This window comes from Vibrio alfacsensis (assembly GCF_019670485.1).
In the GTDB taxonomy this organism is placed as follows: domain Bacteria; phylum Pseudomonadota; class Gammaproteobacteria; order Enterobacterales; family Vibrionaceae; genus Vibrio; species Vibrio alfacsensis.
This window is the reverse complement of the sequence record NZ_AP024165.1, coordinates 1,473,470-1,488,989: the sequence shown is the minus strand read 5'-3', so window position 1 is coordinate 1,488,989 and position 15,520 is coordinate 1,473,470. Positions and strand designations below refer to the sequence as shown.

General features: G+C 42.6%; 12 protein-coding genes. 4 read left to right on the top strand and 8 right to left on the bottom strand.

Features of this window, described 5'->3' with window-relative positions; genetic code table 11:
* Nucleotides 1-7: 7 nt before the first annotated feature.
* Together VA249_RS07230 and VA249_RS07225 are read left to right on the top strand one after the other, a co-directional pair.
* Nucleotides 8-1,378: an MATE family efflux transporter gene (locus VA249_RS07230; RefSeq protein WP_221069657.1), complete on the top strand. Its 1,371-nt coding sequence runs from the start codon at nt 8-10 to the stop codon at nt 1,376-1,378.
* Nucleotides 1,379-1,583: 205 nt separating this feature from the next.
* A complete protein-coding gene (locus tag VA249_RS07225; RefSeq protein ID WP_221069656.1) occupies nt 1,584-2,600 on the top strand; it encodes a DUF3080 domain-containing protein in 1,017 nt (338 codons plus the stop codon).
* 41 nt (nt 2,601-2,641) lie between these two features.
* Here VA249_RS07225 and VA249_RS07220 read toward each other — a convergent pair whose 3' ends face one another.
* The 6 genes from VA249_RS07220 to VA249_RS07195 form a co-directional block, all read right to left on the bottom strand.
* Nucleotides 2,642-3,481 carry a DNA ligase gene (locus VA249_RS07220; RefSeq protein ID WP_221069654.1) on the bottom strand — a complete coding sequence of 280 codons (840 nt, stop codon included), beginning with the start codon at nt 3,479-3,481 and terminating at the stop codon, nt 2,642-2,644.
* A gap of 154 nt (nt 3,482-3,635) precedes the next feature.
* On the bottom strand, nt 3,636-4,028 hold the full coding sequence (locus VA249_RS07215) for an AAA family ATPase (RefSeq protein WP_338062325.1): 393 nt from the start codon (nt 4,026-4,028) through the stop codon (nt 3,636-3,638).
* Between the two features lie 128 nt (nt 4,029-4,156).
* Nucleotides 4,157-8,641, bottom strand: coding sequence for an SslE/AcfD family lipoprotein zinc metalloprotease (locus tag VA249_RS07210; RefSeq protein WP_221069651.1), 4,485 nt, complete (start codon nt 8,639-8,641; stop codon nt 4,157-4,159).
* Between the two features lie 219 nt (nt 8,642-8,860).
* A complete protein-coding gene (locus VA249_RS07205; RefSeq protein ID WP_221069642.1) occupies nt 8,861-9,469 on the bottom strand; it encodes a sugar O-acetyltransferase in 609 nt (202 codons plus the stop codon).
* Between the two features lie 126 nt (nt 9,470-9,595).
* Nucleotides 9,596-9,928 (bottom strand): hypothetical protein, encoded by a 333-nt coding sequence (locus VA249_RS07200; protein ID WP_221069863.1) that lies wholly within the window; start codon nt 9,926-9,928, stop codon nt 9,596-9,598.
* 397 nt (nt 9,929-10,325) lie between these two features.
* Nucleotides 10,326-10,760, bottom strand: a complete 435-nt coding sequence (locus tag VA249_RS07195) for an Mpo1 family 2-hydroxy fatty acid dioxygenase (protein ID WP_221069640.1) — start codon at nt 10,758-10,760, stop codon at nt 10,326-10,328.
* 138 nt (nt 10,761-10,898) lie between these two features.
* On the opposite strand from VA249_RS07195, the gene VA249_RS07190 reads away from it, so the two are divergent.
* A complete protein-coding gene (locus VA249_RS07190; RefSeq protein ID WP_221069638.1) occupies nt 10,899-11,801 on the top strand; it encodes a DMT family transporter in 903 nt (300 codons plus the stop codon).
* 125 nt (nt 11,802-11,926) lie between these two features.
* Here VA249_RS07190 and VA249_RS07185 read toward each other — a convergent pair whose 3' ends face one another.
* Entirely contained in the window at nt 11,927-12,487 is a 561-nt protein-coding gene (locus tag VA249_RS07185; RefSeq protein ID WP_221069637.1) for an HdeD family acid-resistance protein, read from the bottom strand.
* Nucleotides 12,488-12,768: 281 nt separating this feature from the next.
* Here VA249_RS07185 and VA249_RS07180 point away from each other — a divergent pair, with 281 nt between their 5' ends.
* Nucleotides 12,769-14,064, top strand: coding sequence for a mechanosensitive ion channel family protein (locus tag VA249_RS07180; RefSeq protein WP_221069635.1), 1,296 nt, complete (start codon nt 12,769-12,771; stop codon nt 14,062-14,064).
* Nucleotides 14,065-14,234: 170 nt separating this feature from the next.
* Here VA249_RS07180 and VA249_RS07175 read toward each other — a convergent pair whose 3' ends face one another.
* Nucleotides 14,235-15,326 carry a linear amide C-N hydrolase gene (locus VA249_RS07175; protein WP_221069634.1) on the bottom strand — a complete coding sequence of 364 codons (1,092 nt, stop codon included), beginning with the start codon at nt 15,324-15,326 and terminating at the stop codon, nt 14,235-14,237.
* Nucleotides 15,327-15,520: the final 194 nt, after the last annotated feature.

Genomic DNA, 15,520 nt, shown 5'->3' with positions numbered 1-15,520 from the left:
GTATTTCGTGCATCGCTACAAAGAAGAGGCGTCAAGCCTAATTAAGCTAGCAACCCCTGTGTTGATCGCTTCTGTCGCACAAACAGGCATGGGTTTTGTTGATACCGTCATGGCTGGCGGTGTGAGCGCAACGGATATGGCTGCCGTTTCTGTTGCTTCTAGCATTTGGTTACCATCCATTCTATTTGGTATTGGGTTACTAATGGCGCTCGTACCAATTGTTGCCCAATTGAACGGCTCCGGTCGCCGAAATCAAATACCGTTTGAAATTCAACAAGGTGCGGTACTTGCGCTTCTGATCAGTGTGCCTATTTTAGGTGTGCTATTTCAGACTCAATTTATTCTGCAGATCATGGACGTTGAAGCGGTGATGGCAGAGAAAACCATCGGTTATATCCATGCCGTTATGTTTGCTGTACCTGCGTTCTTACTATTCCAAACGTTGCGAAGCCTAACAGATGGCATGTCTTTAACAAAACCGGCCATGGTGATCGGCTTTATCGGACTTATGCTAAATATCCCACTTAACTGGGTATTCGTATATGGTAAGTTTGGTGCACCAGCCCTTGGTGGTGTCGGATGTGGCGTGGCGACAGCCATTGTTTATTGGGTAATGTTCAGTCTTTTATTGCTTTACGTTACAACCTCTGCCCGACTAAAAAGCATCAATCTTTTTGGTGAATTCCATAAACCACAGCTAAAAGCGCAAATTCGCCTATTTAAGCTTGGTTTTCCTGTTGCGGCTGCACTCTTTTTTGAAGTAACGCTGTTTGCCGTGGTTGCGCTTTTGGTTTCACCGCTTGGTTCAATTGTTGTTGCAGCACACCAAGTTGCTATCAACTTCTCATCACTGGTGTTCATGCTACCAATGAGTATTGGTGCCGCAGTCAGTATTCGTGTTGGTCATCGCCTAGGTGAAAATAATGTAGATGGTGCTCGTGTTGCGTCTCGCGTTGGTATCATGGTCGGCCTCTGCTTGTCGTTTATGACGGCATTTATCACGGTAGCTTTCAGTGAGTCCATTGCGAAACTATACACAAGCAATGCAGAAGTCATTACCCTTGCAATGCAATTGTTTATCCTGGCCGCTATTTATCAATGTACCGATGCGGTGCAAGTTGTCGCAGCAGGCGCACTTCGCGGTTACAAAGACATGCGAGCTATTTTCAATCGTACATTTATTGCGTATTGGATCCTCGGTTTACCGATGGGTTACATCCTAGGCCGTACAGATTGGATTGTTGAACCGATGGGCGCACAGGGTTTTTGGCTAGGCTTTATTATTGGCCTAACTTCTGCTGCAATCTTACTTGGTGTTCGTTTACGTTGGATGCATCATCAAGAACCACAAGTACAATTGAATTTTTCACAGCAATAACTTTTGTAAAAAATAAATTTAAAGCCAGCGTTGTGCTGGCTTTTTTGATCCAAACTGCTGCTTCATCTGTACAACCGTTGAATATACTCAACCTCAACTGGGGATAAAAATTTTACATTATCTAATTTGTAAATGGCTGCGATTTTCCCGACTTAAGGTTCAATATTTAAGTGGACTCGACCTACAAGATGACTGAGGGATAGTTGTGAAAGCATCACTTACGACAACGATATTCGCAATACTTACGCTTTGGCTTAGTGGATGTGATTATTGGCAACAGCCAGAGCGCAGGTTATTTGAAAAGTACAATCAACGCTTAGCGAATGTACTTGAGGTCGCTCCAACGACCACTACCGAATCTCCCCCCATCACCATTCCCGATAAACGATCCCTTTTTCATGAGTTGCCTCGACTTTCCCTAGGTTTACTCGAAAGCTACCAACTAAGAGAATGCGGCCTATTTCATTTACTTGCAGAAAAAAACTCCTCGTTAGGAAAAGTTCAAGACGCTTTTTATAACCTAGACTATCAAACGAGTTTGTTGCGCACGCTCAACACTTGTCTGAATGACTTTGCATTAAATGAACAAGAAAATAAAAAGTTGGAACAGCTCTATAAGCTCAAATGGCAACACTTGTTAGTACATTTAGATAATGTTTTTCTTGCCAGTGACGTGATGCGAAAACAACTGACTAGTGCTCGATGGCTATCAACTGAAAGTAAGAACCAAATCGCGCCTATCAAGGATGCTTTTTTTATGTTCGATCAATTCTATCAAGCGCCGTATCAGGTTATCTCTCGTTTACCCGATACCCCTGTTACCCTTTATCAAGAATCGTTAGAAAAAAGCCGTACCATTGGATCACTCTATTACTCTTTGCTCAACGCTGCAGAATGGCTCAAACAAATCACTCAAATGCTTGAACAAAACCAAGCAAACATTATCTGTAATGCCAACCGAGATACGACACAATTTCGGTATCTAAGAAATGTCTTTCAAAACGTATATATTGATGAAGTTCAGCCTTATATGGCGTTTCTCGACAGCACCTACCAGCAACTGAGCGTAGGTATTGATCTGATCAACAATAGAATGGCCGCTCATGGAGAGCACTATGGCATCAAGAACGCTCATGATGCATTTCGAAGAAACACAATTGCACACGTCGAGTTTTGGAAAGACCTTTTCAAACGTTGTGGAACCAACGTAGGACGTAATTAGAAAGGAATTACCACCTCCAAGGAAGACAGGTTTAAGACAAACTATTGCACTCTTTCCCTTAAAAATCGTGCAAATCTAGGCTTTCCTGTATGGGTATGACCATTGTGTCGAAACGTTATTGTTGTGCCAATCTGAGGAGGGGTTTTCCTCAACTCGTCAGTAAATCCACTGCCAATGTAAAACTCTGTACCATCGTCCAATCTTACCAATAACGCGCCCATCATACCGAGTAAGCGACCTGTACCAGGCTTGTAGCCTATCACTCTCGCTTCGGCATCTTGATATCGTTTCAGCTTAAGTAAGTCACTGCCTCTCCCTGCTTGATATCGGCTAGAAACCTTTCTTAGCATGACGCCCTCACCATCAGACTGTGCAATACGATCCAGTTGATAAAACAGGTGCTCCTCATCTTTTATCGGCCGATGCTCGACGTATTTTATGTGCTGGGCATCGATATCAAACACCAATGCTTGAATATTATAGTAACGTTTCTGGTAGTCTCCCGCCGAGTATGGCATGTCAAAAATCATGAAATCGATCTGTCGCCATGCCGCTTCAACTGGCTTTTTATCAAGTACGGTTTGCTGGACTAAATGGAAATTCCCTCGCCCAGCCCACAACTCCCCATCCAGCGGGAAATCTGGCAGAGCTTTCGTAAACCAGTCAGGCGCATAGATACGATTCCCATTGCGTGTCACGAAATGCTGCCCTGTCCAGTAGGCTCTTATGCCATCTAACTTTTCACTATACCAATATTGGGAGACATCAATACCATTTTGGTACGACTCAGCTAACGACACAGGAGGCAATGGTGTGGACTCTGCATAAATCGGCGCAGAAGAAAGAATCGCTATTGATATTAGTGTGAGTTTGAGCGGCATGGGCGAACCTTAAATGTTATATCGCCCCTATTGAACCGAAGTTTTTAACATTTCGCCATTATTGACTGCAACTATACGATCCATCGCACGATACACAAGTGATATATGCAATCAAACCAATACAATTAACTCTAATATACCCAAGTAACTTCGATTAAGGTTGCCATTGTTCTCGCATTCTCTCTATGACATCACTCGGAACATTGTGAATACTTTTGAACGTTCCGCCGCAAACTTTAATTTCAAATTCGATATCATGCTTTTTGCAGTATTGTAAGTAACGCTTCATTTCCCAATGCCTGACAAATGTATTACTCACAATCACGATATGGCTTCGTTTCAACCATTTTTTGGTTTGGCAAAAACACCAGTCATGTGCATCGCCAAGCTTATTCTGATCAAAGAGATAGTCTCCCTGGGCATTTTCAAAATACATATCTGCTTCGAAATGTTTTGCATTCAGACAATAAGCCAGTTGTTTAGCCAATGTCGTTTTACCCGAACCAGGCAAACCGCGGATTAAAATGAGTTTTGCGTTGGACATAATACGCTTCAGAGAAGTTAAGGAGGCAGCACAGTAACGTATTCCTACTCAAAATGCAGCTCTAAAAAAATCCCCCAACCGAAGTTGAGGGACTCTATATTATTGACTCGATTGATAACTAATCTTGCGGATTAATTCACTGAACCGTAATTCAATGTATCAACACCTAATGGACTATTTTTAGGTTTATCCAAACCTAACGTTTTCACCATATTTATTGCTTGTTGACTAATACCACCTGAGTACACTTTCGTGCCATCTGGGTTAGTCATTGATGTCTCGCCAACATTCCAAGCGGTAAAGAAGTCACTTAAGTCATAGTCTGAAACGTAAGAGCTACAAACCATCATGAGATCACCATTAGATAGGCCTGTTTCACGCGAGCTACAATAGTTCATGCCACCATTGTCACCTTGAACATCACCACGTGCTTTACGATGCATCAACTTGAACATGTTCCAGCCCTCATCTTCGCCATAAATGGTTGGCTTAACGTCACCGTTGCTGTACCAATCATCAATCTTGAAGTGCACTTTTGCCCACAGTTTAAGCTGACCAAACATGACTAAGCGCATGCCTGCATCACCATGAGACCATGCATGACCATCATTCGCATCTAACCACATCGGTGCTTTTTTGATGTCGAAAATAATGCGATCCATTCGAGGATTATCATTGCGTCCCTCAAGCTCCTGCATGTAAAGTGCTAAAAGGTTGTTGGTCACTTCGGTACTACCCGGCGCATTGAACGGCGCAGAAGCAAGGTTGTGGCCTACTTCATGCCATAGTAGCCAATCATTTTTCGCCTGAGTTGGGACATTAGTACTCTTCGCGTTAAAGCTCGAGTTCATTACTGGATAGCCCGAGTGCGCCGCACCAATTGAGATCTGAACGTCGTTGACAAAACGGTGACGGAACTCTTTTAGTTCAGGATATGTGAAACGACGATGAGCGCCCTCTTCTGTCACTTCATCACGGCCATAAAAATCACTCGCTGCATCCGCAAAACGGTTCATGTCTTTTGCAAATTGAGCTATATCGATTGAGGTCACATTGTTGATTGGCGTTGTGTAAATGAACGAGCCTGTATCAATTTCTGCAATTGGCGCAGTCGCAGATTCAGGCGTATTTATCCACTTGCCGTCTTTCCACCATGCTGCTGTTTCTACGCCGTCAAGGTTAAACGTCACAACATCAAGATCACGCTCTTTTGGTTGGATATAAATCAAACCACCGTAAGGGGCTTTAAATGTAAGATTCACACCATCATAATCGTAGCTTGTTTGCATACGTGGCGGACGTTTCAATGCCGTTTCATGATTAGGTTTACCTGTTAAATCATCCGCCATCATGACCGAAATCGTTGCTTTAACGCCACCAGACACCTTGACTTCTTGCAATTGAGGAGCCCAGAAGCCTGTAGACTGGTTGTTGCCCGCTGAATAGGTGACAGCTTTACCGTTGGTTTGAATGTCCGCACTACCGTTAGAAGTAACACCCGGTGTACGACCTGGATATTGCGTGGTATCAACGGTAATTTCGTTATCCCAGAACGAACGACCCAACATGATACGCGTTAACGGTTTCTCCATGTAGTTCAATGGGTAACTTGGGTTCATTTGCCCCTTAAGCTCACCCTCACCATAGATCATCCCATTGCTTACTAACGAAGCTTTTAGATCGACTGGACACTGTGCTTCAACAGTATCGGTTTGATGTTGATCATTGGTATAACAGTTTAAGAATTGCACGGTTTGCTTAAAGCCAAGCTCGTCTTGAATACCTGTCTCATAACGGTATGGGTTATCATTCCACATCCAAATTGACAAGTTGTCGTATGTTTGATTTAGCTCTGTGGTAGATAAACGAATCCCTTGCTTGCCTTTAGTACGGTAATACAGTTCATGGTTGTATAACGCCGTAAAGTTAGTGCCAAGGTTTGCTGCTTTTACCATGCTCTCTACAACATCTTTGCTCACTTCATAGCGATCAAAATCTGGACGATGATAAGCACCACGAACGGTGTAACCATGACCTGAGCGTGTTTCAATACAGTTAAACTCGTACTCGTATTCATTTTCACATAAAGGGGTGCCTTTAAACGCAGCTTCTAGCTCTGCAATCGCGGCCTGACGCTCTTGTGGAGAGTTGACAAAAATACGAGCTTGTTTGGTCAGCATCACTGGCTTACCTTGAGCATCAAATTCAGGCTCACCTTCAGCATTCAGCTTAGGCATTTCGTAAGTTGGGATCTCAAACTTAATTTTAGTTTCGTCTTTAATCCATTCAACCGAACCGTCTTGATTAACGGTAAATGGCTGCTTTCCATCATTGTCTTGGAAGCGCTCCAACACAACCATCTCTGTTCCACCCTTAACATGCAAGTTCGGATATGGAGACTGACAGTAGTACGAGCTGCCACAAAATGCTTGGTTTGTTGGTGTTACGTTTTGACCACCAACCGACATACCTGCTGCATCAGCCAAACGACCAATAGGCTCTGGGTTTGCTATTTGAATGGCATCCATAAATAAGATATTACCGCCCTCATTGACATACTTAATCAATGCGGTGATATCGCCTTGTGTGAAGTTAGGGTTGTCTAAATCAGCCACAAACTGATTCGTCATACCATCTTGAACCAGTTTTGGTGGGTAAGCTTGCAATATTAGAATTGGCGTATCTACTGCGGAAAGACCATCAAAGCCACCTTTGCTTAACTCCGTTACGTTACCAAAACCAAATTCTGGACTCACGAAGAAATCATATTGCATACCTAACGCTGAGTTTTGATGTGCAAAATACGCTTTGTCGATATTCGTCGCAACACTCATACCTTGCGTAGACTGGCCACCATTAAACCATTGGAACAAGTTCGCAAAAAATTGCTTCATGCTACCATGATCATCATGTTTCGGGTTTTCAGTCTTTGTCGATGTACACGTTTTCGCGTCACTGTCGATCTTAACAGATCGGTTATTCCAATAGTTTTCTGGACATGACAGGATGCTCGGGTACATTCCGTTACCCATCATCACAATCTTACCTGTTCCGATCTCACCCGCAGTGACAAATGGGAAGCCAAAGGTAGCGTTATCTTTATTCACCGTTGGGATCGCAGGCATATCGATATCTGGCCACTGGGCAATGTATGGTCGACCTTCACGCGTCCATGCTTGCTGCTCACCAAAATCAAGTTCACGGTTGATGTCTGCACGAGGCATCATGACTGGGAATGCGCGGTTAGAGAGATTTAGAGCTCGCATACCACGTGTATAACCCGTTGCTCCGTAAAACGCGCCGTTATCATTGAAGACATGGAATGTATTCACGTTGCGGAAAATGGCGTTTAATGATTCAGTGACGTACTTACCGCTGTCCAGTGATAGAACCTGTGGCTGACGCAAAGCTGTCGCAAAAGACGCTGGTTGCCGTAATGCTTGGTCGATGGTCGCTGTCAGACCATTGTTGAATTGTTCTTCAAAATCATTCGGAAGTGAAAAATCAGAGCCCTCAACCTCGAGCTTGCCGCCATTTGGAAGAGACAAATTGATCAACTCATTGATCACGTTCGGATACATAGCAAACGTATCTTGGATCTCTTGCGTAATTTCAAGCTTACCATTTGAATTAAAAGCGTAGCGTTCGAGCAGAGCCTGAATATTCGCCTTGGTAACATTATTGTCCGTGACGTCAGTCAGTTTATAGTCGACCTTATTACCTTGAACTTGACCAAATTCAAATGTGTCGATACCAAACGTTAACGTATCACCCCAAAGATATTCAAACTCACCTTTTTCATCGGTTAAGCCGACCGAATTGGCTGAAAAGTAGCTAATACCAACAAGAGGCTGACCATTAGCATCCGTCAGTTGGCTGCGCGTCAACACTTTGCTTTCCGCGCTAGGTTTGTATGAATAGGCCGACTCTGCATTTGCTGATACAAAGTTTGAGTTCAGATCGCTATTTGCATCAGGATCAACGGCCGGAACCACTTTATCATCAACGTGAGAACTCGGTGCCTTACCGACTTCGTCGGTTGCTTCCTCTTCTTTTGAAGCGAAGTATGCGTCTACCGCTTCATCGCTTAATCCTTGATTAAAAACATCTTCAATATCGAAAGCGTCTATTTCTTTTAAGCAAATTTCGTCTTGAGTCTCACATACATCGATAGACTGAAGTACTTTGGTGACGTTATCACCGTGAATGCTTGCCAGATCAAATGAAGCTTCTGCTTTATCATTGCTGATGCTGTCACGAATTTGCTTTGGAAATGGCGCAGTAAAATCACCAAGTTGCACGGTACCAACGGTACAGCTAAAACTGGTTCCTTGAGAGACTTCAAAAGTACCGTCAATTAACTCTTTTCCGTTGCAGGTTACCTCACCTATTACTCGTTTGTTTGAAGCAAACAATGTACCGATATAAGTTGTTGGTGGAATAATATCAGTCGGTGGAACGACTATAGGTGGCTCCAAATCCGTTGGCGGGACAACTACAGGTGGTAATATATCAGTCGGTGGAACAACTTCTGGTAAATGTGCGATTGGATCATCGTTATTACATCCTGTAAGAACGGTAGATAGTACCGCAATCGCGATTAGATTCTTCTTCATTTAGGCTTTTTAGTAATTATATTATGGAGCACTATTGTAAATAATCGCTCTAACTTAGACGACTAGCATTTGCTATGCTATCAACAAAAAGCCGTTGATTTAAAAGAAAAACCTGCTGATTTATTCACCTATTTCGCCATGTTTTTGACGTTAAAATAATGACGCACAAAAAACCGAGTCGCTATAGCTAACTCGGCTTTCACTTGTACACGTTGAACGTCAAATTAGGTTACTTTCTAACTTTCGGTCTTTGAAAAAATATTCTCTATCGTGCGGTCCTATCTCACGCATCACCCGACACGGATTGCCTACCGCGACAACATTTTCAGGAATGTCTTTTGTTACAATACTGCCTGCGCCGATCACTGAGTTCTTACCGATGGTGACGCCTGGAAGCACAACCGAATGCGCACCAATCCAAACATTATCACCAATATGCACGGGCATATTAAACTGAGCCACTTGTCGCCTTAAGTCTGGGTCAATGGGGTGCCCTGCCGTTGCCAGTGTGACGTTGGGCCCAATCATCACATGATTGCCAATATAGATATGGGTGTCGTCAACCAACGTCAGATTGAAGTTCGCATAAACATGATCACCAACATAAGTGTGGCATCCCCAATTAGCGCGTAGTGGCGGTTCGAAATAGCAATTCTCTCCTACACGACCAAATAAACGATGAAGTATTTCATTGCGTTTATCCCCTTCTGAAGGGCGCGTTTGATTGTAGTCATACAAAACTTCTAGGCATTGCGTTTGCATCTCTGCTAATTCTTCGTCAGTGCACAGGTAGACTTTTTGACTATGCAGAATCGCTTTTTTATCCATGATATTTCCTGATAAAGGGGATGTTCTATACGCAAATCTAACAAAAGAATCGCTTCGATAAATTGTTAAACTTCATAAAAAATACCAAAGGTGGACGTAACAGAAAGAGAACTGTTAGCTCATGATTTAATTTTGCAATTTATTCGTTCTCTTTCGGCGATCCAATCGGGCTTTTAGCTTTTTGTCTTTACGTTTGAGTGCACGGAAGAATTTAGATTCTTCGTGATACCAGCCGATCACACTCAGAGGAAACCCAACTAGCACGATAATAAGTAAATCTGTGGGAAGTTGCTGTGTAATATCATTAACTGACTTCAACCCACCAAATACGATCAGTCCAATCACATTGCCAAGGAAAAATGCACAAAAAATCATCAGGAATGTCTTCACGATATAATGCCACTTGCCTTTTTTACGCTCTTCTCGCCAGTAGACATATTTGTGCTCACGGTTGTACATCATACCTCCATTCTTCATCTAAGATTTTTTACCGCATCCCTTTACCGTAATTGTCTAGTTGTCTTAGCGACATTGTCACAACGATTGCCTTTACAACAAATTAGGTACTCATGACGAGCATGCTACTTACGACAACATTGCCCCTTTAGTAAATGATGGGAGCCGTATATGAATAATCATAGTGTTGAATAGAAGATTTCGCGTGTCAGAACGACGAGACAAAAGGAAAATCCATATTGGGATTTCAAACTCACAGGGTCTTGATAACAGGTCAAACGTATTCTGGTTCGACCTTAGAAAATTGAAGTAAAGAGCTTTACGTTTAACACTCTATGCTTGCTATCACTCAGCGCTTACAAACATTCTGTGTTTACTAACATTCTGTGTTCACTAGCAATCAGTGTTTACGAAATACCCAAATTGGGCCAATCAGCAAAAACTGAACATCTTCGAAAAATGACGGTTTCTTTCCCTCAATCTTATGGCCTATAAATTGGAATGCCCACAATACGCCAAACAACAATATCGAAATGTGTAACACTGGCCAGCCTAGAAGTTCCATCGACCAAATCAAACCAATACACGCTATCGTGTAGCCGATCATCATAATGAATACGCTTATCGATAGGCGGAAGTAAAACACCCAAGCAGGTAAAGCGACCAGCCATACCCAATTGAGGTGAAATCCAGCTAATGGTAGTTGCGGAATAGACCAAATCAGACCAACGACAGAAAGAAAAATGCCAGGTACCGCAACCTTATGAATCTTTTGATTAATGGGATTTTGATGGCTTTCACCATATGCTTCAAGCCATTGAGCAAGCGTTCGCATAACTTCACCTTTAACACTGTTACAACATTTATATAGCGCCTACGCGTTAAAGGTGCGAGTTTTTATTAAAAGATATGGATAATCGACAATCTCAAGCGTACCTTTGCAAATAAATACCTCAATGTGAAGATACTTTACATGAACATTCTATTCGCCATGATCCCGGCTTTTTTCTGGGGCACGACGTACGCCGTCACACAGTTTACTTTGCCAGACTGGCCACCCGTATTACTTGGCGTGCTGCGGGCGCTCCCTGCTGGATTACTATTGCTTGCGATCAAGCCATCCTTACCGAAAAAACAAGATTGGAAAATCCTCATTGCATTAGGGACCGTCAATATCGCGCTGTTCTTTGGCCTTATTTTTGTTATGGCACTGACCTTGCCCTCTGCAATATCTGGCGTAGGCATGATCTCCGTTCCTGTTTTCGCGATGTTATTTGGGTGGGTCATCTACCAACGTCGCCCAAATTTAGTTCAAGCCACCAGCGGTGTTGTACTGATTGTATTGGCGTGGTTTCTATTCGACCCAAGCTCTATCACGCTTAACCCAATGGGCTTGATGGCGATGCTTGGTGCAATTATGTGCATTGTTATCGGTAGCAGTGTGACCAAATCTCTGGGTTCTAAAATGCATTGGTGGACGGTGCTCACTTGGCAGCTCATCTTAGGTGGGGTCATCCTATCAATTGCAGCATTGGTTTTGGCAAGTGTTAATCCAGAGCCGTATCTTCACGCCGTACAAAACACATCAACGACGAATCTTCTTGGTCTTTTGTGGGTAATTGTACTCAATACGGCATTAGGCTACGGGTTGTACGTATGGTTATTGCAACGTATGTCTGTCGTAGATTTTACGTTTGGTGGTATCGCAAACCCGATAGCAGGCATTTTATCGGGATTTATATTACTTGGAGAAAGCTTCACTGCCGTTCAATACAGCTTAATGGTGGGCATGATTGTCATGTCACTCGTTCCACAATTTGTCATTTCAATGAAGCAAAAGCGAAGTAACCCTCTTACCAACAGCAGCGAGTCTTAACTTCGTCATTCATGCCAAACAAAAATGCCACCCGTTTAAACGAGTGGCATTTTTCGATTCGAATTTCTTTTTTTCGTTATTAAATGACGGTTATCAAAACCATTGTTTGGACGACAAAATTTAACTTAAGAAAGCTTCTTCATCTGCATACCCATGAAGATAAAGCTGATCCCCTCGATAAGTAACGAGATACCAACAAATGTCCCAAGCAAAGTCGTAGAAAATGCCGGATCATCCAATAGCATGAAGAAGTAACCGCCAATCAGAACAGAAATCACGCCACTAAACACTATCACGTTGCTGCTCGGCAAACTGCGATTGCTCAAGCCAAAGAACATACGAGTTAAACCATTTAAGATCATAACAATCACCATCAGCATAGTGATGGTAACTAGACCGGCCAAAGGCTTAAATAAGATGAATAAGCCGCCAATGATGTAGAGCACCGCACTCAATACGTACCATAATTTTTCACCCCATGCCTTAATGGACAAGGTGTGATAAGCCTGAACCAAACCACTGAATAAAAGCACTGCACCAACGATGGTTGAGATGGTTACCCCTGCCAATACAGGCAAGCTCATTGCTCCAACCCCCATCAATGCGATGATTACGCCAACGATAACGAAGTATTTCCAACCTTTAGACAAAAATGTTGGTTGCTGTGATTGATTAGAATTTTCCATTAAATGCCTCTTGAATTAAACGCGAGTTGCTAATTTAGTCTAGTCTAAGAAATTATAGACAGTTCACAGACTTAACCGCATTTGGATAGCGAGATGTTAAACCTATAACAAAAACTCGCCTATACGCTATTTATGAATACTAAGTTTCATGAATGTGAAATTAAACCAGTGCAAATCAAGGAGATGGAGAGTAGGATTAGCAGCTTTTCTAACGCTCATTGCCTGTTGACCCGAGTGTCCCTACCCCATTATTTTGCAGGCTACGTTTTGAGGATGATATTTTGCTTGAGCATCACATTCGGACTTTCATCGCAGAGAAGTTGAGTTCAGTCGGCATCAATAGCGATCCTTATGGGATCGAGTTTACCGGTATTTTTATCCTTGCTAGCCTCACCGTTGCCGCAATCAGCTATCTCATTGTTCATCATTTAATCGTGAGATCTGTGAATAACGTTTTACAAAAGGCAAATAAACCGCTGGCGGATAGCTTATCAAAGTACGACGTTCTCGAAAAACTTTCGTTACTTATCCCTATTATGATATTGGATGTGTTCATCCCACTTGCCGTTGGTCATTATGAGTGGCTTTCCGCCATTTTTGATCGCGTTCTGAGCATATCCATATTGGTCATCTTTGTGTGGATGGTCTTCGCGCTACTTGATGCATTAAACGACATCGCTACCTTTAAAGGCATCACCCGAAAAATGCCGATTAAGAGTTTCGTTCAGTTAATTAAACTCTTTACATTCTTTGTGGGCGTGGTGGTATCGATGTCGATACTCGCAAACGAGTCCCCGGTGATCTTCCTATCGGGGCTGGGCGTTGCAACAGGTTTTGTCATGTTGGTGTTTAAAGACACAATATTAGGTTTTGTCGCCGGTATTCAGCTTTCAGCGAACCGAATGATCAGCTTGAATGATTGGATTCAAATGGATGCTTATGGTGCGAACGGAACAGTAGAAGAAATCTCACTTACCACGGTTAAAGTGAGAAACTTTGATAATACCGTTAGCATGTTGCCTGCTTATGCGTTAGTTCAAAATGCGTTCATTAACTGGCAAGGCATGTCCGATTCTGGTGGTCGTCGCATCAAACGTGCAGTTAATATAGATGTCACATCGATTCGCTTTTTGTCTGATGAAGAAATAGAAAAGCTAAAGAGCATTCGTATTTTACGCCAATACATCTATGAAAAATCACGCGAGATTAATGAATACAACGAAGAGATGAGTGACGAGCCCGCTTTTGGCAACCTGCGTCAAATGACAAATTTGGGGATGTTTCGTGCGTATATCAACGCTTATCTCAGAGCGAGTAAAGACATTCACCAATACATGTTAATCATGGTAAGACAACTTGAGCCAACTCAAGAAGGTATCCCTCTACAAGTGTATGCTTTTACCAATAATACGGATTGGGCACATTACGAGGGCGTTCAAGCGGATCTATTCGATCATATCTATTCCATCATGCCCTTGTTTGGTTTGAGACCTTATCAAATGCTCACCAGCAATGATGCGTTTCAGTTTGTGCTATCTGATACGACATCTCGCTCATCAATTCAGAAAAATCCATAAGACTCCTCTACACAATAAAGGGGGAATTTTCTTCCCCCTATGTGACAAAATGATAAAGACGCTATCTGCATCTACATCTACATCTACATCTACATCTACAAAACAAGTGTTACAAATCACTAACTGTACATGAATTGCCAAAAACCAAGTTTCAATTCAATGCGATGTGATTAAGGCGTCACGTCTTCGACAGCAAATGTCCCGTTATCAAGCTTGCGTTTCACTTCTTGTGTTTGATTGAAATCGATTTTATTGAGATCCACTTTCTTAATTCGGCTATCGCGCATGGTTTTATAGTAGAAAAACCCGTTATCCTGATCAATCACCGATGTCCATTGCGTAGCACTTGGCAAATCTGGAATGTGCTCACGGTACTCTTGGCTAAACTCGGTGCCAATTGGAATATCAAAGTTGTTCAAAATATGAAATGCTTGCGATACCGCTTCTTCCGATGTTTTAGATTCTGGTGCCGTATTCACAAAGAATGCAGCGCGGACAAAACGCGATGGCGGCGTGATATCTCCCGGAAGGCCAAGGAAACCTGAACCTATGCCAAAAGATTTTGCCTCAACGTTGCCAAACTTTGCTGGTGCGCTTGTACCAGGTTGTAAGTGTATATAATTACTCAAGTTAGTCACTTGCCAAGGGAACGTTGGAGAGTTGGTCAACACACCTACTTCGTTATCGTAAATATGCACCTGACCTTGATCCATGATCTCAATAACAATGTTTTTTCCATTGCGATCCGTTACACGCCAGTGTCCCGTTGGTGAGGGCTGGCCTTTAGCATCAAGGTAAACTGGAACAATATCGATGTTTTTCATTGCGGTTTTAACTTCATCAACTGTTTTGAATTGAGAAAGCATCCAACGAACAAAGTCCATATCGGTAATGCTGTCTTTACGGTCTTGTGGATCGTAGGCTTTTAACGAACCATAACCCTTGAAGTAGAACAAGCCTGCGGTCAGCCCCTCTTCATTAACGCCCTCACCGATAAATCGGTCGTCGCTCACAGAGATCCCGACAAATCCATATTTACTCTTCCAGCTCAAACCTTGCTTTTGATCAGGCATGGTTGATGTAAACGAGTAGTTTCTTGGTGCAACAATCAACTTACTATTTAAGTCATTTTCACCCCATTCTATCGTACGGGCATGAACGTGGTCATTAGCGGTGGTTGATAGTGATATACCTGTGCACGCCATCGCTGGTGCGATGATACTGGCTGACATTGCAATTGCGAGGAGGGTTTTCTTTAACATTTTTACGTCCGCTCTAAAGAGGAAAATACTTAACCAGTATACTCCTTACCTTTCACATGACACCAAAATATTATCAAACTCAAATGGATAACTGGAAACCTGTATAGCTCAGTTTAATCTAACGTCTAGATACGTTGAACCTCGATAGTAAGAAGCATTAATTTCCATGTTTTTTATGTGGAAATATCCGTTAT

Coding starts and splice junctions, on each gene's coding strand:
- VA249_RS07205 (WP_221069642.1), bottom strand. CDS start 9,469: ATGGATAAAAAAGCGATTCTGCATAGTCAAAAAGTCTACCTGTGCACT.
- VA249_RS07220 (WP_221069654.1), bottom strand. CDS start 3,481: ATGCCGCTCAAACTCACACTAATATCAATAGCGATTCTTTCTTCTGCG.
- VA249_RS07210 (WP_221069651.1), bottom strand. CDS start 8,641: ATGAAGAAGAATCTAATCGCGATTGCGGTACTATCTACCGTTCTTACA.
- VA249_RS07200 (WP_221069863.1), bottom strand. CDS start 9,928: ATGTACAACCGTGAGCACAAATATGTCTACTGGCGAGAAGAGCGTAAA.
- VA249_RS07185 (WP_221069637.1), bottom strand. CDS start 12,487: ATGGAAAATTCTAATCAATCACAGCAACCAACATTTTTGTCTAAAGGT.
- VA249_RS07190 (WP_221069638.1), top strand. CDS start 10,899: ATGAACATTCTATTCGCCATGATCCCGGCTTTTTTCTGGGGCACGACG.
- VA249_RS07175 (WP_221069634.1), bottom strand. CDS start 15,326: ATGTTAAAGAAAACCCTCCTCGCAATTGCAATGTCAGCCAGTATCATC.
- VA249_RS07195 (WP_221069640.1), bottom strand. CDS start 10,760: ATGCGAACGCTTGCTCAATGGCTTGAAGCATATGGTGAAAGCCATCAA.